This window comes from Arthrobacter sp. 01N442, assembly GCF_056399345.1.
This window is the reverse complement of the sequence record NZ_JBFTRD010000006.1, coordinates 194,719-216,308: the sequence shown is the minus strand read 5'-3', so window position 1 is coordinate 216,308 and position 21,590 is coordinate 194,719. Positions and strand designations below refer to the sequence as shown.

Annotated in this window: 19 protein-coding genes; 9 read left to right on the top strand and 10 right to left on the bottom strand. The window is 69.2% G+C overall.

Features of this window, described 5'->3' with window-relative positions; all coding sequences use genetic code 11:
* Positions 1-23 precede the first annotated feature (23 nt).
* Positions 24-1,400, bottom strand: a complete 1,377-nt coding sequence (locus AC1DNC_RS13980) for a CpaE/TadZ family protein (protein WP_476863129.1) — start codon at positions 1,398-1,400, stop codon at positions 24-26.
* Positions 1,400-2,041, bottom strand: coding sequence for a CpaB family protein (locus AC1DNC_RS13975; protein ID WP_476863128.1), 642 nt, complete (start codon positions 2,039-2,041; stop codon positions 1,400-1,402). The genes AC1DNC_RS13980 and AC1DNC_RS13975 overlap by 1 nt, the downstream gene beginning before the upstream one ends.
* Positions 2,042-2,193: 152 nt before the next feature.
* Between AC1DNC_RS13975 and AC1DNC_RS13970 the strand changes: the two genes are divergently transcribed.
* On the top strand, positions 2,194-2,409 hold the full coding sequence (locus tag AC1DNC_RS13970) for a helix-turn-helix domain-containing protein (protein WP_441402321.1): 216 nt from the start codon (positions 2,194-2,196) through the stop codon (positions 2,407-2,409).
* A 10-nt stretch (positions 2,410-2,419) separates the two neighbouring features.
* On the opposite strand, the gene AC1DNC_RS13965 is transcribed toward AC1DNC_RS13970, so the two are convergent.
* Positions 2,420-2,992, bottom strand: coding sequence for a hypothetical protein (locus AC1DNC_RS13965; protein ID WP_476863127.1), 573 nt, complete (start codon positions 2,990-2,992; stop codon positions 2,420-2,422).
* A gap of 197 nt (positions 2,993-3,189) precedes the next feature.
* Between AC1DNC_RS13965 and AC1DNC_RS13960 the strand changes: the two genes are divergently transcribed.
* The gene (locus AC1DNC_RS13960) at positions 3,190-4,026 is read left to right on the top strand and encodes a LysM peptidoglycan-binding domain-containing protein (protein WP_476863126.1); all 837 of its coding nucleotides are present in this window, start codon (positions 3,190-3,192) and stop codon (positions 4,024-4,026) included.
* A gap of 44 nt (positions 4,027-4,070) precedes the next feature.
* Complete coding sequence (locus tag AC1DNC_RS13955) at positions 4,071-4,556, top strand: Rv3235 family protein (protein ID WP_476863125.1); 486 nt, start codon at positions 4,071-4,073, stop codon at positions 4,554-4,556.
* A gap of 90 nt (positions 4,557-4,646) precedes the next feature.
* On the opposite strand, the gene secA is transcribed toward AC1DNC_RS13955, so the two are convergent.
* The 7 genes from secA to mtrA form a co-directional block, all read right to left on the bottom strand.
* Entirely contained in the window at positions 4,647-7,382 is a 2,736-nt protein-coding gene (secA, locus tag AC1DNC_RS13950; protein ID WP_476863124.1) for a preprotein translocase subunit SecA, read from the bottom strand.
* Between the two features lie 84 nt (positions 7,383-7,466).
* Positions 7,467-8,708, bottom strand: coding sequence for a winged helix-turn-helix domain-containing protein (locus AC1DNC_RS13945; protein ID WP_476863123.1), 1,242 nt, complete (start codon positions 8,706-8,708; stop codon positions 7,467-7,469).
* 29 nt (positions 8,709-8,737) lie between these two features.
* The gene (gene hpf, locus AC1DNC_RS13940) at positions 8,738-9,457 is read right to left on the bottom strand and encodes a ribosome hibernation-promoting factor, HPF/YfiA family (protein ID WP_476863122.1); all 720 of its coding nucleotides are present in this window, start codon (positions 9,455-9,457) and stop codon (positions 8,738-8,740) included.
* 143 nt (positions 9,458-9,600) lie between these two features.
* On the bottom strand, positions 9,601-10,491 hold the full coding sequence (locus tag AC1DNC_RS13935) for a ComF family protein (RefSeq protein ID WP_476863121.1): 891 nt from the start codon (positions 10,489-10,491) through the stop codon (positions 9,601-9,603).
* A 167-nt stretch (positions 10,492-10,658) separates the two neighbouring features.
* Positions 10,659-12,377 carry an LpqB family beta-propeller domain-containing protein gene (locus AC1DNC_RS13930; RefSeq protein ID WP_476863120.1) on the bottom strand — a complete coding sequence of 573 codons (1,719 nt, stop codon included), beginning with the start codon at positions 12,375-12,377 and terminating at the stop codon, positions 10,659-10,661.
* Positions 12,374-14,134, bottom strand: coding sequence for an MtrAB system histidine kinase MtrB (gene mtrB, locus AC1DNC_RS13925; protein WP_476863214.1), 1,761 nt, complete (start codon positions 14,132-14,134; stop codon positions 12,374-12,376). Before mtrB ends, AC1DNC_RS13930 begins: the two co-directional genes overlap by 4 nt.
* A 190-nt stretch (positions 14,135-14,324) precedes the next feature.
* Positions 14,325-14,999 (bottom strand): MtrAB system response regulator MtrA, encoded by a 675-nt coding sequence (gene mtrA, locus AC1DNC_RS13920; protein ID WP_476863119.1) that lies wholly within the window; start codon positions 14,997-14,999, stop codon positions 14,325-14,327.
* Between the two features lie 262 nt (positions 15,000-15,261).
* On the opposite strand from mtrA, the gene AC1DNC_RS13915 reads away from it, so the two are divergent.
* The 6 genes from AC1DNC_RS13915 to AC1DNC_RS13890 all read left to right on the top strand — a co-directional run bounded on the left by AC1DNC_RS13915 (position 15,262) and on the right by AC1DNC_RS13890 (position 21,589).
* A complete protein-coding gene (locus AC1DNC_RS13915; RefSeq protein ID WP_476863118.1) occupies positions 15,262-16,590 on the top strand; it encodes a DUF7847 domain-containing protein in 1,329 nt (442 codons plus the stop codon).
* Positions 16,591-16,664: 74 nt separating this feature from the next.
* Complete coding sequence (locus AC1DNC_RS13910; RefSeq protein ID WP_476863117.1) at positions 16,665-17,300, top strand: DUF4129 domain-containing protein; 636 nt, start codon at positions 16,665-16,667, stop codon at positions 17,298-17,300.
* Positions 17,297-18,454, top strand: a complete 1,158-nt coding sequence (locus AC1DNC_RS13905; protein ID WP_476863116.1) for a DUF4350 domain-containing protein — start codon at positions 17,297-17,299, stop codon at positions 18,452-18,454. Before AC1DNC_RS13910 ends, AC1DNC_RS13905 begins: the two co-directional genes overlap by 4 nt.
* Positions 18,451-19,566 carry an AAA family ATPase gene (locus AC1DNC_RS13900; protein ID WP_476863115.1) on the top strand — a complete coding sequence of 372 codons (1,116 nt, stop codon included), beginning with the start codon at positions 18,451-18,453 and terminating at the stop codon, positions 19,564-19,566. The genes AC1DNC_RS13905 and AC1DNC_RS13900 overlap by 4 nt, the downstream gene beginning before the upstream one ends.
* A gap of 3 nt (positions 19,567-19,569) precedes the next feature.
* Positions 19,570-20,862 carry a DUF58 domain-containing protein gene (locus tag AC1DNC_RS13895; protein ID WP_476863114.1) on the top strand — a complete coding sequence of 431 codons (1,293 nt, stop codon included), beginning with the start codon at positions 19,570-19,572 and terminating at the stop codon, positions 20,860-20,862.
* Between the two features lie 16 nt (positions 20,863-20,878).
* A complete protein-coding gene (locus AC1DNC_RS13890) occupies positions 20,879-21,589 on the top strand; it encodes a DUF4166 domain-containing protein (RefSeq protein ID WP_476863113.1) in 711 nt (236 codons plus the stop codon).
* Position 21,590: the final 1 nt, after the last annotated feature.

Here is a 21,590-nt window from a genome sequence, read left to right as displayed (position 1 = left end):
CCGTTGCAGCCCTCATGGCGAGCCTAGCCTCTTAGCCGGAGCTTTGCTGTGGGAGAAAGGACAGAGGATCTGCGATTTTGCTGGACAGGTGCACAAACAAGATTTCTGATGGCCGCGCAGAGGACAGAGTTCGGCACACTCTCGAGCAGCAGCGAACCGGCCAGCAAGGCTGCATCGCAGGCGGCGGGATCGGACGGGAGGAAGGCTTCCAGAGGCGCCGCCGGACCGTATCGCGCCCAGGCCTCCCGCAGCTGACGTTCCGGGGAGCGTCCGACGGCGGAGGTCCGCACCTTGTTTAGGACCACCCGCGGGCACGCTCCCGGGACGGCAGCGTCCAGCTCGGCGAGTCCGCGCACCAGCCGCGGGACCCCCACCGGATCGGCGGCACCGACGGCGTACACAACGTCGGCCAGCTCCAGGGTGCGCAGCGTGGCGGCGTTACGCCGCGGCGCCATCGAGTCAAAGCTCAGCTCCTCGTCCGCCTCCAGGCAGAAACCGGCGTCGACCACGGTCACCTCGGCGATCTCGCGGGCCCGCTCGTAAACCAGCGAGAGGGCCGCCGCCCGAAGTTCGGTCCAGCGGTCGGCGCGCGTGATGCCGGTCAGGACGCGGAAGGTACCGGCGCGGATCGATACCGGGGCCGCGATCCGGAGCAAGGCTGCGCCGTCGAGCAAGCCCTGGTCCGCCAGCCGGCAGGCCTGCGCGAGCCCGGCCGCCTCATCCAGCAGCCCCAGCACCGCCGCGATGCTGGCGCCGTAGCTGTCGGCATCCACCAGCAATACGGACTTGCCCTCCGCCGCAAGCTCGCCGGCGATATTGGCGGCCACCAGCGTACGGCCGGGCGCCCCGGCCGGACCCCAGACGGCGATGATCGTGCCAGTCCCCGTGGCAGTGTCCGGTTCCACGGCACGGCCGCGGCCGGCGGGGCCGCCGGGGGCTGCGGGGCCGGAGCCGGCGCGGCGGCCATCCGTTTCCGTCGCTGCCGAGGCGCCCGTGGGCGCGCCGAGCGCCGCGGACGGGTCCGCGAAGCCACTTGTGCCGGCCCGGACTCCGCCCAGCTCCGCCACGGCGCCGGCGATCAGGGCCGCGAGCGCGGCTGCTTCGACGTCGGAAGCCTCCGCGGTCACACCGATCCCCCGAAGCCGGGCCGATTCCTCCGGACTGTCGGTCAATGCCACCACGGCGACGCCCACAGCTGAGAGGCGGTCGACCAGCGAAGCGGTAAGCCCACCGCTGCCTTCGGCGACGACGGCGGCGCGGGCCAGGCCGGTTTGGCACGCGGCGAGCAGTTCGGCGAGTTCGCTGCAGCGCCTCACCACGGACACCGGGCCGTGAAGCCGCTCGAGGCCGCCAACCAGGTCGTCCCGCGTCCGGCCCACGGTGACTACCGGGATGCCCATCAGGGCGTGCCTCCCGGATTCCAGACGACGGAGATCTTGGCTTTGTTAGCCTGCGCTCCCAGCAGTTTGGGCATCTGCCCGTCCGGCACGAGGACCATCACCACTGTGGACCGCTGTGACCCCAGCGCGGTGCTCCCAGGGGTAAGCTGGGCAATCTCGGCGCCGGGCAGCAACAGCGTGGGCTCGCTGAAACCGTTGCGGGTGTCCGGCAGCGCCACCCAGACATCAACCCGTGAGCCCGCGACCGCCTGCGACGGCAGCGCCTCGTCAATGGTGATGGCGACCGGTTTTCGGTCCAGGGAGTCCCGCGTGCCGAAGCTTGCTCGCGGCAGGAGCTGGTCCTTGCCGATGCGCTGGACGGCGACCAGGCCGCCGTCCATGCCCGACTCCGGGGTGAAGTACTGCTGTTCGATGTCGCCCAGCCGGACTTTGACCCGGTGCAGCTTGTCCGGGGAGAGCTTCTCTCCGACGGCGATCGGCTCGCTGGCGGCGTAGGCCTCCGTCGTCCGGTCCGCCGCCGCGACGATCGAGACAACACCGACAACGGATGCCAGCACCAGCAGGATTCCGATGAGGAGCCGCGGATCCTTCCACGAGGGCTTCTTCAACCGTGCGCCACCGGTCACCGTGCTCACGCTCATGCGTCCTGCTCCCCCCGTAGTCGCAGCCCGTGCCACGGGCGCGGACACCCCTATTCTCACGAATCGGCGGCCCCGCGGGAAGATGCCAAGACAAACAGCAGCAAATTGTGGATAACGTCCCCAAACACCACCACCGGTGGCAAAATGGTGGCATGCCCCGATTCCTGACCCTCGCCGACGTAGCCGAGCAGCTCCAGATCAACTCGCCTGCCGCCTATGCCCTGGTACGCAGCGGCCAGCTCAAGGCCATCCAGGTGGGCGGCCGCGGCCAGTGGCGGGTCGAGGAAACCATGCTTGAGCAGTACATCCAGGAGCGCTACGCGGAGGCCAGCCGGATGATCGACGAAGCCAAGGCCAAGGGCCGCTGAGTCGCTGCGACTAGCCGTCGGCGCTGCGTACTGATCGGAGCCCGGAGAGGGCGCCGAAGGGAATGGTGGCCACGCCGTTGACATTCGCGGGCCGCCGTTCCTCCCCCGGAGGGGTGACCGCGAGGTCAAGGAAGTCCCGCCCCACCCGGTCGATGACGCCATGCAGGACGGATTCCCCCGCTGCCCCGCGGGACACCATCACGGCCAGGTTGGCACGGTCGCGCGCCAGCCCCCGCAGAGCACTGGCCAGTCCGAGTCGCTGCCGGACAGCCGTGCCCGCGCCTACAGCCAGCCGCGAGAGTCCGGCATAGCGCACAGCCGAAGCGTAGGGAATCAGGACCTGGTGCCGTTCTTCGTCTAGCACCAGCCACTGGCTGCCCGCGTGGCTTAGGGTGCCCTCGCACACGGTCCCGGAGATCAGGTGGACGCTGATCCGCCGGCCAAGCGAGCCCCGGAGCCGGTCCGCCAGTTCGACGGCGGCCGCATCCACCCGTGCCCGCTCTCCTATCTCCGCGTCCAGATCCAGGCGCTCCCCGGCGGCAAGCTGCGCCTCCAGGTCTGAAAACAGCTCGTCCGAACGCATGGCGCCAGCGTAGGCGCGGCCCCGGACGGCGGTCAATCCACATTCTCGGCGGAGGGCCCTAGACAAATGGCTGCTTCGAGGATCAAACTCGCTTTAAACAAATCAAACTGCATCAAACAACATCAAAGAGGATGGCGGGAGGCTCTGCGGGCCGGCTGTCCGGAAGACGAGCGGGGTTGCCCGCGGAGGAGGCAGTTGTGGGAACCAGGAAATTCTCCGGTGCCGGGCACTGGCGCGGACTGGGCGCGGACGCGGCGATGGCCACGGCAATACTCGTGCTGGGAGTTTTCCTTGCAGGCTCAGGTGCCCAGCTCGCCCAGCGCCTGCATTTATCGGCCGCGAGACGCCAGTCAGCGTCCTTCGAGGACCAGATCGGGGCCGCCGCCAACACCGCCGGACTAATCGTGGTCGTCTGGTGGGCACTGTCCTTCGTGATCGCTTTCGGGGCCGGAGTGCTCGAGCGAAGCGGCAGCCGCCGTTCCGCCGAAGCGGCAGGGAAGTTCAGCCCGGCCTTCATGCGCCGGCTGGCCCTGGCCGCCTTGGGACTCCAGCTCGCTGCTGCGCCGCTGGCCCACGCCAGCCCGGATCCGGCAGACCCGGCGCCGACGCCTGCTGCCGCTGTCTCTGCGCAGTGGATCCCCGGCGGGGCCGGAGTGGCCACTGCCGGGCCGGGACCGGCGGCTCCCACGCCGGCCCGTCCTTCTGCCAGCGAGCCGGGCCGTCCCCGCCCCACGGCCGGGCCCCGAAGCCTCGGCCTCGATCCGCACTGGACGCCGGCGCCGGCGCCGGTGGATGCCCGATCCCTGGCGCCAGCCCCTCGGCGCGGCCAGGAGCCGTCGGCAAGGGCAGAGGTCACCGTCCGGTCCGGGGACTCGCTGTGGAGCCTGTGCGCAGCCGAGCTCGGGCCGCTGGCATCCGACGTCGACATCGCCCTGGCATGGCCGCGGCTTTACCAGGCCAACCGGGACGTCATCGGCGCCGACCCCGGCCTGCTGTTTCCCGGGCAAGTCCTTCGGATGCCGCCCACAGCCTGAATCAAGTAACCCCGGAACGCATCAACGACAGCAAAGGAAGAACCATGAGTCCCATGACCGGTATCCGCGCAGGCGCCGCTGTCCACCTCCCGCTGGCGCCGCCGGGTCCGCGGACCGTCGCTTTCCGCACTCCGCGTCCTCCGTCGCCAGGCGCTTCCGCTCCGGCGCTGCGGCTGGTGGACCAGGACCGCGAGGTGTGCGCGATCTGCCGGTCGACGGTGCAGGCTGCCGTCGAGGTCCTTGCCGGAACCCGGCCCGCGCAGCAGCTCGCACGCCGGCTCGACGAGCGCTGCCTGGCCGCGCTGCAGCACCGGGCCGCACTGACCCGCCGCGTCGCCTCGGGCACTTCGCCCACGGCCGGGCGCCTGCACCGGAATCCGGCAGTCCGCTCGGTCCGCGCCTGCCAGGTGTCCGAGGACGTCTATGAGGCCAGTGCCGTGGTGTCGGACGAGCTACGCGTCCGCGCCGTCGCCCTGCGGCTGGAACGCAGCAGGCTGGTCTGGCGGGTCACCGTGTTGGAGATCGGCTGAGGGATTCGCGCCAGGATTTCGGGAAAGGAGGAAAGGATAAAAAGAGCAGGGCCGGAACTGTCGTTCCGGCCCTGCTCTGGTGCTTCCTGCCTAGCGGCGCTTCTTCTTGCTGGCGCGGCGTGGCGACTCCTGCGCGGCCTTCGCCGGGTTGCCGGACCGGCCGGAGGACTTGGCCTCGACCCGGGTCTGGGCCGCGCCGTCCTCGCCCGGCGCCGTGTATTGCAGCTGGGCGGGCTTCTCCGGCGCTTCCAGGCCAGCGGCATGGATCTGCGGCTCGTGGTGCTCCGTGTGCTGGCCCGCGGCGTCGGCCACCACGACGTCTTCCGCGGGGGTCACCTCAACCTCCAGGTTGAACAGGAAGCCGACGCTCTCCTCGCGGATGGCCTCCATCATGGCCTGGAACATGATGAAGCCCTCGCGCTGGTACTCGACTAGGGGATCGCGCTGGGCCATCGCCCGCAGGCCGATGCCTTCCTTGAGGTAGTCCATCTCGTAGAGGTGTTCCTGCCACTTGCGGCCGATCACGGAGAGGACCACGCGGCGCTCAAGCTCACGCATGCTTTCCGAACCGATCATCTCTTCGCGGGCCTGGTAGACCAGGCGCGCGTCGGAGAGGATCTCTTCCTTCAGGAACTCGGCGGTAATCCGCGACTTCCCGCCGGCCTCGTCGATCACGTCGCGGGGCGAGAAGCTCACCGGGTACAGGGTCTTCAGGTTGGACCAGAGCAGGTTGAAGTCCCAGTCATCGCCGGTACCTTCGGCCGTGGCCTCGTCGATGAACGCGGTGATCGTGTCTTCGAGGAAGTACTGGACCTTTTCGTGCAGGTCATCACCCTCGAGGATCCGCCGGCGATCACCGTAAATCGCCTCGCGCTGGCGGTTCAGGACGTCGTCGTACTTCAGGACGTTCTTGCGCTGTTCGGCGTTGCGTCCTTCCACCTGGCCCTGGGCCGAGGCGATGGCGCGGGAGACAAGCTTCGACTCGAGCGCGACGTCGTCCGGCACCGAGCTGTTCATCAGCCGCTCGGCCGCACCGGAATTGAACAGTCGCATCAGGTCATCGGTGAGCGAGAGGTAGAACCGGGATTCGCCGGGGTCGCCCTGGCGGCCGGAGCGGCCGCGCAGCTGGTTGTCGATGCGGCGGGATTCGTGCCGCTCGGTGCCGAGCACGTAGAGCCCGCCGAGGCCCAGGACTTCCTCGTGCTCGTCTTTGACGGACTGCTTGGCGGCTTCAAGGGCGGCAGGCCACGCGGCCTCGTATTCCTCGGAGTTTTCCTCCGGGTCCAGCCCGCGCTTGGCCAGCTCGGCGACGGCGGTGAACTCGGCGTTGCCGCCGAGCATGATGTCGGTACCGCGGCCGGCCATGTTGGTCGCGACCGTCACGGCAGCCTTGCGGCCGGCCTGCGCGACGATCGAGGCCTCACGGGCATGGTTCTTGGCGTTCAGCACCTCGTGGCGGATGCCTTCCTTGGCCAGCAGCCGGGAGAGGTACTCGCTCTTCTCGACGCTGGTGGTGCCGACCAGGACGGGCTGGCCCTTTTCGTGCCGTTCGGCGATGTCCTTGACCACGGCGTCGAATTTCACGGTCTCGTTCTTGTAGACCAGGTCCGGCTGGTCGATGCGCTGCATGTCCCGGTTGGTGGGGATCGCGACGACGCCGAGCTTGTAGGTGCTCATGAACTCGGCGGCTTCGGTTTCGGCCGTACCGGTCATGCCCGCGAGCTTGTCGTACATGCGGAAGTAGTTCTGCAGCGTGACCGTGGCGAGGGTCTGGTTTTCGGCCTTGATCTCGACGCCTTCTTTGGCTTCGATCGCCTGGTGCATGCCCTCGTTGTAGCGCCGGCCGGCGAGGATGCGGCCGGTGTGCTCGTCGACGATCAGCACTTCGCCGTCGAGGATGACGTAGTCCTTGTCCCGCTTGAAGAGTTCCTTCGCCTTGATGGCGTTGTTCAGGAAGCCGATCAGCGGGGTGTTCGCGGACTCGTAGAGGTTGTGGATGCCGAGGTAGTCCTCGACCTTCTCGATACCGGCTTCGAGGACGCCGACGGTGCGCTTCTTCTCGTCGACCTCGTAGTCGGTCTCGGGCTGCAGGCGCAGCACCACCTTGGCGAACTCGCTGTACCAGCGGTTGGTGTCGCCCTGGGCCGGTCCGGAAATGATGAGCGGTGTGCGGGCCTCGTCGATGAGGATGGAGTCCACTTCGTCGACGATGGCGAAGTTGTGGCCGCGCTGGACCAGTTCGGACTTGTCCCACGCCATGTTGTCGCGCAGGTAGTCGAAGCCGAATTCGTTGTTGGTGCCGTAGGTGATGTCCGAGGCGTACTGCTCGCGGCGGACGGCGGGGTCCTGGTTGGCGAGGATGCAGCCGCTGCTCAGGCCGAGGAAGCGGTACACGCGGCCCATCAGGTCCGACTGGTACTCCGCGAGGTAGTCATTGACGGTGATGACGTGCACGCCCTTGCCGGTGAGCGCATTCAGGTAGGCCGGAGCGGTGGCCACCAGGGTCTTGCCTTCACCGGTCTTCATTTCGGCGATGTTGCCCAGGTGCAGGGCGGCGCCGCCCATCAACTGGACGTCGAAGTGCCGCATCCCCAGGGTGCGCGACGAGGCCTCGCGGACGGCCGCGAAGGCCTCGGGCAGCAGGTCGTCGAGCTTCTCGCCGTCGGCGTGGCGGGCCCGGAGACGGTCCGTCTCTTCGCGCAGTTCTGCGTCGGTGAAGGTCTGGAAGGAGCTTTCCAGGGCATTGATGGAATCGGCATAGTTCCGCAGTTGCCGCAGGGTCTTTTTGTCACCCGTGCGGAGAAGTTTTTCGATAAGTGATGCCACGTGAAATTGCTCCCAGTCTCAAGCTGCCGAATTCCGGCGTGTTTAGTCTACGGGAGAGACGCAGGGCGGAACGCGCCTGTTCCCTCAGAGCGGATGCAGGCCGGCCACGGCCTGCCCAAGGGCGGGCGCCAGGTCCCCCACGGGGGCGACAACGATCCGGTCCAGCTCCAACCACTCTGCCATGAGCTGCAGTTCCTCGGCGAGTTCGACGGCGGTGTCGGCCGGCGCGCCGGGCTCGGCGTGGCTTGCCCGGGCGAGCAGGCTGCCGGTCGCCCGGTCTGCTTTCAGGTCGACGCGGGCCACGATTTCGTCGCGCAACAGGAAGGGCAGCACGTAGTAGCCGTAGCGGCGCTTGGCTTCGGGGGTGTAGATCTCCAGCCGGTAGTGGAAGCCGAACAGTTCCTCCAGCCGGCGCCGTTCGAACACGAGCGAATCGAAGGGGCTCAGCAGCGCGCGGCCGTTGGCGGCGCGGGGCAACCCGGCGTCGGCGTGGCGGTACAGCGGTCTGTTCCAACCGGCCACCGTCACCGGCTCCAGCCGCCCCGCGTCCACGAGGTGCTCCACCGCGGTGGCGGCGGCGCGTAGCGGGCTCCGGAAGTAGTCGGCAAAGCACCGTACGGTGCCGATTCCGTGCGCCTGCGCCGCCGCGTCGATCAGCCGGATCATGGCCTCCGCCGCATCCGGCTCCGGGGCTCCGTCGGCTGGTTCCTGCGCGGCGGAAACCTCGGCGGCCAGAATCCTCGAGGTCAGCGTGTAGCGGCGTTCAAAGGACTCGGTCCGGGACGCGGCCGAGACCAGGCCTTCCTCGAAGAGGTGCTCGAGGACCCGTTTGACCGCGTTCCAGTTCCATCCCCAGTTGTCCTTGGGTTTGTCCTCGACGTGGCCGATCCTGGCCGTGAGTTCGGCGGCGGTCAGCGGCCGGCCCGCGGCGAGCGCTGCCAGCACCTGCTGCGCCACCGAGCTGCGCAGTTCCGGATCCATGGCATGGGCGCCCACCCATTTGCGGTTCTGCCACAGCACGAGGTCGCGGAAATGCTCGGGCCGGATGAAGCTGGCCTCGTGCGCCCAGTACTCCATCATCCGGCGCGGGTGGGTCCCCGCCATGCGGTGCAGGATCGCCCGGTCGTAGTTCCCGAGCCGGGAGAAGAACGGCAGGTAGTGGCTGCGCGAAAGCACGTTGACGGAATCGATCTGGACCAGGTGCAGGCGGGCAAAAGTCCGGCCCACCGCCCGTGCGCTAACGGGTGCGGCGGGCCGGACCTTGTCCAATCCCTGGGCTGCCAGTGCGATCCGCCGTGCCTGCTTGAGGCTCAGCGCTGCGTGCACATCAGTCCCTTCATCGGATGGTCACCAGCTCAGGCGCTGGCAGGCTCATCCTCTGAACGATAGGCGATGATCTTTTCTTCCAGTGGAGCCGCGCCCGGTTCGCAGGTCTGGTCCAGGCTGATCACGCCGTAGGTCCAGCCTTCACGGCGGTAGACGACAGACGGTGCCTTCGTTTCCTTGTCCACGAACAGGTAGAAGTCGTGGCCCACGAGTTCCATGTTGTCGACGGCGTCGTCGAGCGTCAAGGAGGCCGCGGGGAAGACCTTGCGGCGGATCAGCACCGGCGAGTCCCCGGCCGGGATGTCGTTTTCCACCTCGTAGGGCGACTTCTCCGCGGACGCGGGCTGCGGCGGGTGGCTCGCTTCCTCATAGATCGGCTCGCTGGTGCTGGCCGGTTCGAGGGTGGCCGTCGCCTCGGTGACGGACTTCGGGGTGTGCCGGCCGTGGTGGACCTTCTTGCGGTCCTTGGCGCGGCGCAACCGTTCAAGAAGCTTGTTGTAGGCCAGATCAAACGCGGCAAATTTGTCAGCGGCGCTGGCTTCGGCACGGATCACGGGGCCTCGGCCCAGGACGGTCAGCTCGACAGTGAGCAGTTCTGCGGTCTGCCGGGCCTTGGTCTCCTTGGTAACCTTGGCGTCCACCCTCTGGACCTTGTCCCCCAGTGATGCGATCTTCGAGATCTTTTCGTCGGCGTATTCGCGGAACCGGTCCGAGACCGTCAAATTACGACCGCTGATCATGAACTCCATGGTGCCCTCCAAATGACTTCGGTGACACGACGGCGGCACTTCCCGGGGCTGATCTGACGGACAGTCGAGCCCCTTTCCGAGCCGCTATCGACAGGTACATCTATTCTTGGTACCCACGTTCGACGTTAGTTCATGGACCCCTGTTATTCATCTTTTTTTGGTTTATTTTTTTCCTCATCGCCAGGGTTCCGCGCCAGCCCGGGGATTGACGCGGCAAAGTCATTCCGCGTGGGCGGGCGTGTCGCCGCGAGCACCACCGCACCGCGGACCTGGCCTCCCGCGGCCCGCAGCGCGCGGGCCGCTTCGGCCAGCGTGGCGCCGGTGGTGAGCACGTCGTCCACGATGAGGCAGGGCCGGCTGTCCAGCTCCCTCGGAGGCGCTCCGCCCTTGATCCGCATGGAGCCGCGTACCCGGCCGGCCCGTGCCGCCCGGCCCAAACCTTTCTGGCCGCCGGACGCGCCGCCAGCCAGCCCCGGCAGGCCCCATCGACCGTTGCGGCCGGGCCGTGTTTGGCGGAGGACGTCAGCGACGTCGGCTCCGGCCAGGCGAGGATTCCGCCGGGCCCGCGTGAGCAGGAGGTGAACGGGGCTGAACCCGCGGCGACGGAAAGCCGCACCGCTAGTGGGGACGGGCACCAGGAGCAGTGGCTCCGACCGGCCGGACGCAGCGCTGATGGCTTGGACGAGTGCCGTGGCCAGTTCCTCCGCCAGCTGACGCTGGCCGTGCCGTTTGAAGGACAGCACAGACTGCGCCAGCTCGCCCCGGTAGGCGCCGGCCGCCACAACCGGCAGCAGGACGGAGCCGTCCATGTCCACAAGGGCAGGAGCCCGCGCTTCGGCCCGGAACGGCCGACTCGTTAGCCGGCGGAGCCGCTGGGCACAGCCGGCGCACAGTGTCCGGTCCTCGGCGCCGCAGCAGACGCATTCCACCGGCACTGCCAGCGCCAGCAGCTCCGCGGCAGCTGCGGCGGCACCTTCCGCGGTCCGCTCCGTCCAGCGCCGGTACCGGCCACGGTGCCTTGCTCCGGTAAGCACCGGGGCAAGGTCCGGGTCTATGGCGCGGTCGGTGCGCAGATGCGCAGGTGGATGCAGGCCTGGGTGCGGGCCTGGGCGCGGGCGTTTGTTCACCCTTCCAGGCTGGCCGATGCCGTCCCGGGGTGGAAGTCATCCCGGCCGCTATGTGGACAACCTTTCGGCTGGGCTCAGCCCGGGAACGACGGGTCGATGGCTCCCTTGAGTTGCGGCGACCAGCCGTTGCCGAGGCGCTGGAAGATACCCTCCGTGGACTGGCCATAGATCTCGGCCGGTCCGTTGCCTGCGCTCAGCGCGGTGAGCCCCGGCCAGGGCGCCAGCTGCTGCGGCGCTCCGGAGGTCAGGGACAGCAGCTCGGGTGTGACGTTGTCGTTCACCGACCCCTTCATCACGGCCACGGTCGTGTCGCTGACCCAGACGCCCCGGTCCGGGGCGCGCGCCGGCAGCAGGGTGATCGGCGCGGTGAGGTCCCGGGGCGTGCCGTCTCCGGTGCGGATGATGCCGGTGATCTGGACGCTGGTTTTACCGTTCAGCTCCGAGATGACCAGCGCACGGGTGCCTTCGCGCGAGACCCGGAATTCCTTGACCGTGCGTCCCGCGAGCCAGGGCGGGGTCATGGTCGCCGCAGGCACGTTCGCTCCCGCCGCGGTCCCCGAGGGATGGTGGGCGATGACTTCGGTGGCCCCCTTGCTGCCCGGCCCGGCGGTCCAGACCCAGTCGTAGCGGTCGAAGGACGGCCGCGCGAGGGCAGCCCGCGTGGTGAGGGCGCGGGCGGGCTGGCCCGGCAGGATCGAGTACAGCGTGGTGCCGCCGGCGTTGAGGAACGCCGCCGCCTGGGATACCGGCGATTCGGCGGGCGCACGTGGCGCCAGCGCCCTGACGGACTGGATGTCCGGCAGCGGGCTCAGCTTGTTGTTCTCGTAGCGGACCAGGTCGTTGTTGCTGACGGCGATCTGGTGCGCGGGCACGTCCTTGTCCCGCACCGGCGGCAGCACGGACCCGTCGTCTTCGACCCGGACCAGGTCCTGGTTTGCGCGCAGCTCCACGTTGATCACGTCCGGCTGGCTGCGGAAGGTCAGCGCCAGCTGGGTCTGCATGCGCAGCCGGTCTTCGTTGGACGCGTCCACGAGTTCCTTGGCCGTCAGGTCCACCTGCGCGGCGCCGGAGACCACGGGCACCGACTCGCGGGCCAGCTTCATGCCCGAGGGGAATGCGCTGACGACGGCGCCTTTGAGGTAGGGGGCCGGGCCGCCGAGCAGGGCGCTGGTCATGGCTTTGACGGTTTTCTTCTTGATGAACCAGCGCATGTCCGGCACCGCGTAGGTGAAGGTGGGGTCGTAGAAGTAGATGGGGTAAGCGCCGTAGATGACTTTGAAGGTCTCCTCCGGGATGGCGGTTCCATCCGGGATTTCCGAGATCCTCCATTCGCCGTCGACCTTGGTCAGCGTCGCGGGGATGCTCTCCTTGGAACCTTCCGGCAGCGGCGTGGCGATGCCGTCGGCGTCAACCGAGTAGGCCAGGTCAAGTTCGTAGTTGTAGACGTTCTCGACGGCGGTGCGCACCACGCGGGCCGAACGGAAGACCAGCACGCGCTGGTCCGGCTTCCACTTCACCGACGAGGCCTGGGTGAGGTACTGCCGGGCCACGGCGTAGTCGTCCTCGTAGCCGCTGCCCGCGAGGTAGAAGTCCTCGATCACTGCCTCCGGGCCCGCCCCTGCCCGTGGGGCCACGGGGAAGAAGACCGGCGCGTTGTTGGGCTTTCCCGCGCTCTCGTCGGTGCTTTTGCCCACCGGGCCGGAGCGCGGGATCTGGGCGCACGAGGTCAGCAGGACCAGGAGCAGCGCCAGCAGCGCCCCGGTGAGGGCCTTCAGTTTTCCGGCGCCGCTCATGGCTGCTCCTTCGTTGCCTCGGAGTCGGACGGCGCCGGACGGGGCTCCGTGACCGCCGGCTCCAGCAGCAGCATGGTCCGCTCACGTACAACGCCGGCAGGACCGACGTCGGCCGGTTCCAGCTGGAGCGGTGACCTCGTGATCGATTCGCCCTGGCGCAGCGGCAGCGTCAGGCGGAAGTTGGAGCCCCTCCCCTTTTCGCCCCAGGCCTGCAGCCAGCCGTTGTGCAGCTTGGTGTCCTCGGTCGCGATGGACAATCCCAGGCCGCTGCCGCCGGTGGTGCGGGCACGGGCCGGATCGGCCCGCCAGAAGCGGTCGAACACGCGTGCCGCTTCGGCGGCCGTCATGCCGATTCCGTGGTCCCGGACGGCCACGGCCACGGCGGTGTCGTTTGCCGCCACCGAGATATTCACCGGCCGGCCTTCGCCGTGCTCAAGCGCGTTCAGGACCAGGTTGCGCAGGATCCGGTCGATCCGCCGGTCGTCCATGTCGACGACAATGCTTCCCGCGGGGGCGTTCAGCGTCACTTCGGAACCGTACTCGGCGGCCACGGGGGCCACCCCCTCGATCACATGCGAGATGAGCTGGACGATGTCGGTCGGTTCGGCGTCGAGCATGGCGACGCCGGCGTCGAACCGGGAGATTTCCAAGAGGTCGGCCAGGAGGGACTGGAAACGCTCCACCTGGTTGTAGAGCAACTCCGCGGACCGCTTGTTGATCGGGTCGAAATCGTCCCGGGCGTCGTAGAGAACCTCCGCGGCCATCCGGACCGTGGTCAGGGGGGTGCGGAGCTCGTGCGAGACATCGGAGACGAAACGCTGCTGCATCTGGGACAGGGTGGCCAGCTGCGTGATCTGCTCCTGCAGGCTCGCGGCCATGTGGTTGAAGGACGCGCCGAGCCGGGCCACTTCGTCTTCGCCCTTGACCACCATGCGCTCCTGCAGCTGTCCGGCGGCCAGCTTTTCGGAGACGACGGCGGCGTGGCTGACGGGGCTGACGACGTTGCGCGTGACGTACCAGGCCACGGCGCCGATCATGAGCGCGAGGGCGGCGGCGCCGGCCAGCAGGACGTTCTGGATCTCGTCGAGGGTCTTCTGCGCCGTATTGAGGTCGTAGATCAGGTACAGCTCATACACGGTGCCGTTGAACGTCACCTTGTTGCCGACCGCGATGCCGGGACGGTCCTCGGTTCCCACCGGGAATTCCGTGGAGGCCCAGAACTGGTCCTTGCCGGAGTCCTGCACCGCCTTGCGCAGGTCGGGCGGAATGACACTGATCGTGAGCTGGTCTGAGGCCCGCGACTCGACCCACCGGTTGCGGGGCTTGGTCTGTTCCGGCATGGCTTCGAAGACGTAGCGCCGCTGGATTACCGAACCGCGGCCTTCGACGGCGTTCAGGGTGTCGTAGACGAGGGTGATGACGCTCGACTGGTCGGTGACCTGCGCGCCGTCGAACGTGTCCTGGACCTGCTTAACGTTGTAGCGGGTCTCCGACTCTGCCTGCGTCAGCCGCTCCTGGAAGAGGTTGTTGGCGATCTGGTTCGAGAGATACGCGCCGACGACGGCGAAGGAACCGATCGCCAGCATCAGCGTGGTCAGCACGGTGCGGAACTGCAGGGACCTCCGCCAGCGGCGGTGCAGGGCGCGCAGCAGGTACCTGGACGCGGGCAGGAGCCGGGACACGCCGGTCCGGACCAGCCGGGCGACGCGGGCGGTGACGATCCGGGCGCGGCGGGCCCAGATGCGGGCCCGGAACAGCGCCGGCTGTCCGTGGAGCGACGACGGCGCGCTGCCGGTTTCAGGCGCGGAGCCGCCAGGAGCGGCGGGCTCCGGGGCTGGCTCCGCTGCGTCCTCGGCCGGCGCGGCGGCAGCCTCAGGGAGGTCGAGGCGGGGATCGGTCTCCGGGGCAGCTGTCTCCGGGGCAGGCCCGGGCTGGCCGTCCGACGGCTCAGGAACCTGCTTTGTAGCCGACACCACGGACCGTCAATACAACTTCAGGGGCTTCCGGATCACGTTCGATCTTCGAGCGCAGCCGCTGGACGTGGACGTTGACCAGGCGGGTGTCCGCCGCGTGGCGGTAGCCCCAGACCTGCTCCAGCAGCAGTTCCCGGGTAAAGACCTGCCACGGCTTGCGCGCCAGCGCGACCAGCAGGTCGAATTCCAGCGGGGTCAAGGAGATCCGTTCGCTGTTGCGGCTGACCACGTGGCCGGCGACGTCGATCGTGACGTCCGCGATGCGCAGCGTCTCCGGGGCTTTCTGGTCGCCGGGACGCAGCCGGGCGCGCACCCGGGCCACGAGTTCGGCGGGCTTGAAGGGTTTGGGGACGTAGTCGTCGGCGCCGGATTCGAGGCCGCGGACCACGTCGGAGGTGTCGGACTTTGCCGTCAGCATGACGATCGGGACGTCGGACTCGCCGCGGATCTGGCGGCACACTTCAATGCCGTCCATGCCGGGGAGCATCAGGTCCAGCAGCACGAGATCCGGCTTGGAGGCGCGGAAGACCTCCAGGGCCTGGCCCCCGTCCGCGCAGAAGACGGGGTCGAAGCCGTCGTTGCGCAGCACAATACCGATCATCTCGGCCAGCGCCTCGTCATCGTCCACTACCAAAATCCGTGCCTTCATAGCTTATATATTCCCCTATTGAAATGGCTTTGTCGTATTCGGGCAGTCACCGGCATGGCGGGGGCGCCTGTGGCTGCTGCAGCGCCCGGGGCGGCCCGGCCGCTAATTTCGTGCCGTGACTCGGCCCGAATGCTTGCGGCCAGCCGACGAAACTATAGGCTGGGGGCAAGCCTGGCCCGGACACACGCCGGGGGCGCGGGCAGCAGGGCTTACGGGTCCCGTTCGCGTGCATCCGGTGGGCAATTTCTTGGGGAGGAAAAGCTTGTCTGAGCAGGAACCTGGCGGCCCGTCGCAATGGACCGGCCCGTCGCAGTGGGGCACCAACCCGCCGGCCCAACAACCCGCTTGGGGGCAGCAACCCCAGTGGGGCACCAACCCGCCGGCCCAACAGCCGATCTGGGGGCAGCAGCCCCAGTGGGGGCAGCAGTCGCCGGCCCAACAACCCGCCTGGGGGCAGCAGCCGCAGTGGGGTGCGCAGCACCAGGATGCCCGTTTTTCCGGCCCCCAGAGCCCCTCCCCCTACGGCCAGCCGCGCTACGTCGCCCCGCCTAAGCCGGGCATCGTGCCGTTGCGTCCCCTCATGTTCGGCGAGATCCTGGACGGCGCCTTCCGGACCGTCAGGCGCAACCCCGCCGCCATGCTCGGGGCGGGCGTGATCGCCCAGGCACTGGGCTCGGTCACCTCGGCCCTGGCCCAGACCGGCGCCCTCTTCGGAGGTTCGGCCGCGCCGTGGCTGGCGGAACTGCGCACGTCGCAGGCCGCGGCGCTTGCCTTCGGCACCGTGGCCACCGTAGGTGCCCTCATATCGCTCGTGGCGATTCTGATTTCGACGGTCATGCAGGGTGCAATGGCGGTTCCCGTGGCCCGCGAGCTGCTGAACCGGCGGACCGGGTTCCGCAGGATGTGGGTGCTCTCGCGCTCCCGGACCGGTGCCCTGCTGGGACTCGCCGGCCTGCTGATCCTGGGCGCGGCCGCCGTCGTCGCCGTAGCGGTGCTGGCTGCTTTCGCCCTGCTGGCGACCATGGGCCGCTCCGCCGTGCTGGTCCTGGTACTCCTGTTCTTCGGCCTGGCCATAGTGCTGCTCTGGGTCGGCATCCGGTTCATGGTCGCGCCGGCCGCGATCGTGGTGGAGGAGATCGGTACTTTCGCCGGACTGCGCCGTTCATGGCAGCTCACCGGCAGGAACTGGTGGCGCATCTTTGGTGTCACCCTGGTGGTGGGCGTCCTCGTCGGGGTGATGACCCAGATCCTCCTCATTCCGGTCAGCCTGGTGGGCCAGGCTCTCGGGGCCACAGTTTTCGCCCAAGGAGGCGAGGGTGGGTCCCAGGCGGTCAGGATCCTGGTCACGGTCGCGGGCACTGTGGTCATCGCGCTCGTGGGCGCCGTCGGCTATGCCTTCCAGACCTCGACGGTTGCACTGCTCTACCTGGACCTGCGGATGCGCAAAGACGGCCTCGATCTGACCTTGTTGCGGCAACTGGAGACCGGAAGTGATCCGGACGGGGTCCCGGGCCGGGCTCCCGCTGCCCTCCTCGGCGACACTTCCGCCTGGCAGCAGCCTCCCTACGGCCCTCCCCCGGTCCGAAGGTGACGGTCGGTTCCGTCTTCGCCGCTGAGCGTGCCGCGGCCGTTCTGTCCGCGCGGTTGCAGCCGGAACCTCCGGTATTGCCTGACCGGGAAGAAGCCCGGCGCTGGGCGGCGGAGGAGCTCGCCAAGGCACCCTACCGGGACGCCGATCCCAGCTGGCTGGACAAGGCGCTTGCCGAGTTCGGGCGTTGGCTGCGCTCGCTGTCCGGGGACGGTACCGCCGGCGCCGACGGCGGTTACGCCGTCCCTTTGCTGCTCATCATCGCCGCCGTCATCATCGCCGTGGCCATCCTGGTGGTGCGTCCGCGGCTCAACGCCCGGCGGCCCGCCGAGAAGGACGTGTTCGACGCCGAATCTGCACTCAGTCCCGAGGAGCACCGCGAACGGGCCGCCGCCGCGGCGGCCAGCGGCGACTGGTCCGCCGCCGTCGTCGAACAGTTCCGCGCCCTGGTGCGCGCGGCGGAGGAGCGCTCCGTGCTGGACCCGCAACCCGGCCGGACCGCCGGCGAGGTGGCCGGCCTGCTCGGCCGGGCCTTTGGACCGTACGCCCGCGACTTGGAAGACGCGGCGCTCACCTTTGACGCCGTCCGTTACGGCGGCGCGAACGCAGGAGCCGAGGACTACGACGAAATCGTCCGGCTCGACGCGTCGCTGGCCGGCACCACTCCCGATTACCGGGGCACGAACCCGAACGCCTTCGTCAGGCCGCTGTGAACACCGCAACGGCGGTGCCCAGCTGGATCCGCCGGCACCGCACCTGGGCCATCCTGGGCTTCGTCTTTGTCGCCGCCCTCGTCCTCACCACGGCGCTCCAGCTGCAGCCCCGCGGCGACCGGAGCCCGCTGTCCATCCGCAATCCTGCCCCGGAGGGAGCACGCGCCGCGGCGGAAATCCTGGGCCGGCATGGCGTCGCCGTACAGCAGCTCGATTCCTTCGATCCGACCATCAAGGCGCTTGAGGACGCCCGCCGGGCCGGCGAGCGCAGCACGGTGCTGCTCTACGACCCCAACGGGTACTTGGGCCACGACCAGCTGCGGTTCCTGGACGGCGCCGCGGACCGGATGGTGGTGGTCACGCCCCGGCTGAACACGCTTCAGGCCGTGGGCGGCGGAGTCGAGCAAGCCGGAGTGGTGCGGGACGGTACCGAGGAACTCGCACCGGCTTGCCCCGTTCCCGACCCCACCGCGGCCGGCACGGTCTCGGCCGCGCACGGCTACCTCTACAGCGGAGAAGTCGTCTGCTACGCCCCGGGTGACGGCGGGGGCGGCCTCTACGCCGTCAGCGACGACGGCCGGACCGTGGTCCTCGGCAGCACCGAAATCCTCAGCAACGGGGCCCTGGCCGAGCAAGGGAACGCCGCACTGGTGCTGCGCACCCTTGGTGCCGAGCAGCGGCTGGTCTGGTACCTGCCCGGGATCGCCGATGTGCCGGCTGCGAAGAAACCGGTGACCCTCGATGAGCTGGCCGCGCCATGGACCCACGTCCTCGGACCCTGGCTGGCTTTCGTCGCCCTGCTCGCAATCTTCTGGCGCGGACGCAGGCTCGGCCCGCTGGTCTTCGAACCCCTACCCGTGGTGGTGAAGGCGGTGGAGACCGCGGAAGGGCGGGCCCGCCTGTATCACGACGCCCGAGCCGTGGAGCGCGCCGCCGAAGTCCTCCGCTCCGGCGCGCTGGTGCGGCTGGCCAGGACCCTCCGACTGGGACCGGACGCAGGGGCAGCGGCCATCATCGATGCCGCCGCCCGGCACCTGGACCGGACAGCGGAAAGTATCTCCGGCGTCCTCGACGCCGTACCCCGCGGCGAAGCCGAGCTCGTGCGCTGGGCCCAACAGCTGGAAAGACTAGAGAAAGAGGTACACGCCCGATGAACGATCAGCCCAGCGACTCCACCGGCTCAGCAGCAACGAGCACGGCTGCCCCCTGGCCGGCGCCCCGCCCCGCCCCACAGCAGGCAGCGCATCAGCATCAGGAACCGCCGCAGGGGCAGCAGCGGCCGGTGGGTACCGACGGCTACTGGGACGCCCCGGACCGGGATCCCGTCCGCCAGGCGCTGCTGGACGTCCGCCAGGAGGTCGCCAAGGCGGTCGTCGGGCAGGACGCCACCGTCACCGGGATGCTGATCGCCTTGCTGTCCCGGGGACACGTGTTGATCGAAGGGGTCCCCGGCGTGGCCAAAACCCTGCTGGTGCGCAGCCTCTCCGCCGCCCTCAGCCTCGACACCAAGCGGATTCAGTTCACCCCGGACCTGATGCCCGGCGATGTCACTGGCTCGCTCATCTACGATTCCCACACCTCGGAGTTCAGCTTCCGCGAGGGGCCCGTCTTCACCAATATCCTGCTCGCGGACGAGATCAACCGGACCCCGCCCAAGACGCAGGCCTCGCTCCTGGAAGCCATGGAGGAGCGGCAGGTCTCGGTCGACGGCGTCTCGCGCCAGCTTCCCGCGCCCTTCATTGTGGCCGCCACGCAGAACCCGGTGGAGTACGAGGGGACGTATCCGCTGCCGGAGGCGCAACTGGACCGGTTCCTGCTCAAGCTGACCATGCCGCTGCCCGGCCGGGAGGACGAAATCGAGGTGATCCGGCGGCACGCGGCCGGCTTCGATCCCCGTAACCTGGCCGCCGCCGGCGTCCGACCCGTCGCAGGTCCCGCCGAGCTGGAGCAGGCACGCCAGGCCGTGGCCGCCGTCGAGATCGGTCCCGAAGTCCTGGCCTACATCGTCGACGTCGTCCGGGCCACCCGTTCGGCGCCGTCGTTCCAGCTGGGCGTCTCGCCGCGCGGCGCCGCGGCCCTGCTGAACGGCTCCCGTGCCTGGGCGTGGCTCTCCGGCCGCCGCTTCGTCACCCCGGACGATGTCAAGGCCCTCGCCCTGCCCTGCCTGCGGCACCGGGTGGCCCTGCGCCCCGAGGCGGAGATGGACGGCGTGCAGGTCGACGGCGTGCTGGGCAGCATCCTCGCGTCCGTGCCCGTCCCGCGCTGAGCCATGGCGATTTCCGGACGCTTCGTGCTGCTGGCGGTTCTTGGCCTGATCCCCGCAGTGCTCCTGCCCGGCTGGGCGTCCGCCACGGCGGTGCTCCTGCTGCTCGCCGCCGCGGCGCTGCTTGACCTGGGCCTCGCGGCACCGCTTCGGCAGGTCTCGGTGCAGCGCAACGACCCCGGCAGCGTCCCGCTCACGGGGTCGGCTGAATCCGTGCTGACGGTGGCCAACACCGGCCGCCGCACCCTGCGGGGCCTGGTTCGGGACGCCTGGCAGCCCTCTGCCGGTGCGCAGAACCCGAGCCAGCGCCTACTCGTGCCGGCCGGAGAGCGCCGCCGGATGACCGTCACGCTGCAGCCCACGCGTCGCGGTGAACTGGGCGCCGCACATGTCACGATCCGCGCCTTCGGCCCACTGGGCCTTGCCGCGAGGCAGCGCACGCTGCCCTGTCCCGGCGCCCTCCGGGTGCTCCCGCCGTTCCATGCGCGCCGGCACCTGCCGTCCAAGCTGCGCCAACTGCGGGAGCTCGACGGCAGGGCCGCGGTCCAGATCCGTGGTGCCGGCACCGAATTCGACTCGCTGCGCGATTACGTCCGCGGCGACGACGTGCGATCCATCGACTGGCGTGCCACGGCCCGCCGGTCCGCCGTCGTGGTCCGCACCTGGCGGCCGGAGCGCGACCGCCGCGTCGTCATCGTGCTGGACACCTCGCGCACGGCGGCGGCCCGGATCGCCGACGAGCCGCGGCTCGACACCGGCATCGAGGCGGCACTGCTGCTGGCTGTCCTCGCCGAGCGGGGCGGCGACCGCGTCGACTTCCTCGCCTTCGACCGCCGTCTCCGGGCGCGGGCAGGATCGGCGGCCAAGGGCAACTTGTTGGGGCGGCTGGTCCAGGCCATGGTTCCGCTGGACGCCGAACTCATCGAACTCGACTGGTCACAGATTCCTGCCCAGGTCCGTTCCGTTTCCGCGCACCGCTCCCTGGTGGTGCTGCTTACCGCGCTGGACGGCGGCGCTCCCGAAGAGGGGCTGCTGCCGATGGCCGCCCAGCTCGCCCGGCAGCACGTGGTGGTGGTGGCCGCGGTCCGCGATCCCATGCTCGGCGAAATGCTCCGCGAGCGAACAAGTGCCAGCGGTGTCTTCCGTGCCGCGGCGGCCGAACGGGCCCTGCTGGAACGCGAGGCGGTCAGCGCCCAGCTGCGCCACGCCGGCGTCGAAGTGGTCGACGCCGAACCGCTGGAACTGCCGCCGGCGCTGGCGGACGCGTACATTCGTTTGAAGGCCGCGGGACGGCTGTGACCCCAAGGAGGATGCCGTGACCGGCTACGAACCCATTTACAGGCAAGGCCTCGGCCCGGATTTCTCCCGGTTGCAGCCCGAACTGCAGGAGTACTTTTCGCTCGCCCCCGGCTCGGGGCACTACGGCGTGGGCGACGGCGTTTTCGACGTCGTCGGCTGCCGGCAGCGCTGGCTGCGGCCGCTGCTGCGGCTGGCGACCGGTGAACAGGCGTTCTTCCCGGAGTACGGCGAGGGGATCAGGTTCCGGATCGAGAACCATGCCCACCTGGATCCGTTCGGCCGCTCCAGCCTCACCGCCCGGCGGGAAATCCACTTCCCGCAGACCACCAGGATTTTCTCCGACACCACCAGCGTGGACTCCTCCGGAGGCGCTCCGCGGCTGGTCGATTACGTCGGCCGCTACCGCCGGCTGGTCACCGACCTCAACCTCAGCGTCACGCCCGAGGGCAGGCTGCGCGGCGTTTCCGAGGCCTCACGGTTGCTCCTGGGGCCGCTGCGGATTCCGCTGCCGGACGCCCTGGACGCCAAGGCCTACGCCGAGCAGTGGTGGGAGCCGGAGGAGGGCCGGCACCGGATCCAGGTCAAGGTGATCCAGCCGCAGATCGGCCTGGTCCTCGTATATGCCGGCCACTTCGACTACCGGCTTGAGCCCTACCCAGCGGGCACCATGGCGCCGGGTTACCTTCCGGATCATGCCCGGCCGGACCGTTGGGAACGCCGTGCCTAGG

Bases quoted from the DNA above. Each gene is read 5' to 3' on its own strand.
- AC1DNC_RS13980 (WP_476863129.1), bottom strand. From the start codon at position 1,400: ATGGGCATCCCGGTAGTCACCGTGGGCCGGACGCGGGACGACCTGGTT.
- AC1DNC_RS13975 (WP_476863128.1), bottom strand. From the start codon at position 2,041: ATGAGCGTGAGCACGGTGACCGGTGGCGCACGGTTGAAGAAGCCCTCG.
- AC1DNC_RS13970 (WP_441402321.1), top strand. From the start codon at position 2,194: ATGCCCCGATTCCTGACCCTCGCCGACGTAGCCGAGCAGCTCCAGATC.
- AC1DNC_RS13965 (WP_476863127.1), bottom strand. From the start codon at position 2,992: ATGCGTTCGGACGAGCTGTTTTCAGACCTGGAGGCGCAGCTTGCCGCC.
- AC1DNC_RS13955 (WP_476863125.1), top strand. From the start codon at position 4,071: ATGAGTCCCATGACCGGTATCCGCGCAGGCGCCGCTGTCCACCTCCCG.
- hpf (WP_476863122.1), bottom strand. From the start codon at position 9,457: ATGGAGTTCATGATCAGCGGTCGTAATTTGACGGTCTCGGACCGGTTC.
- AC1DNC_RS13930 (WP_476863120.1), bottom strand. From the start codon at position 12,377: ATGAGCGGCGCCGGAAAACTGAAGGCCCTCACCGGGGCGCTGCTGGCG.
- mtrA (WP_476863119.1), bottom strand. From the start codon at position 14,999: ATGAAGGCACGGATTTTGGTAGTGGACGATGACGAGGCGCTGGCCGAG.
- AC1DNC_RS13900 (WP_476863115.1), top strand. From the start codon at position 18,451: ATGAACGATCAGCCCAGCGACTCCACCGGCTCAGCAGCAACGAGCACG.
- AC1DNC_RS13895 (WP_476863114.1), top strand. From the start codon at position 19,570: ATGGCGATTTCCGGACGCTTCGTGCTGCTGGCGGTTCTTGGCCTGATC.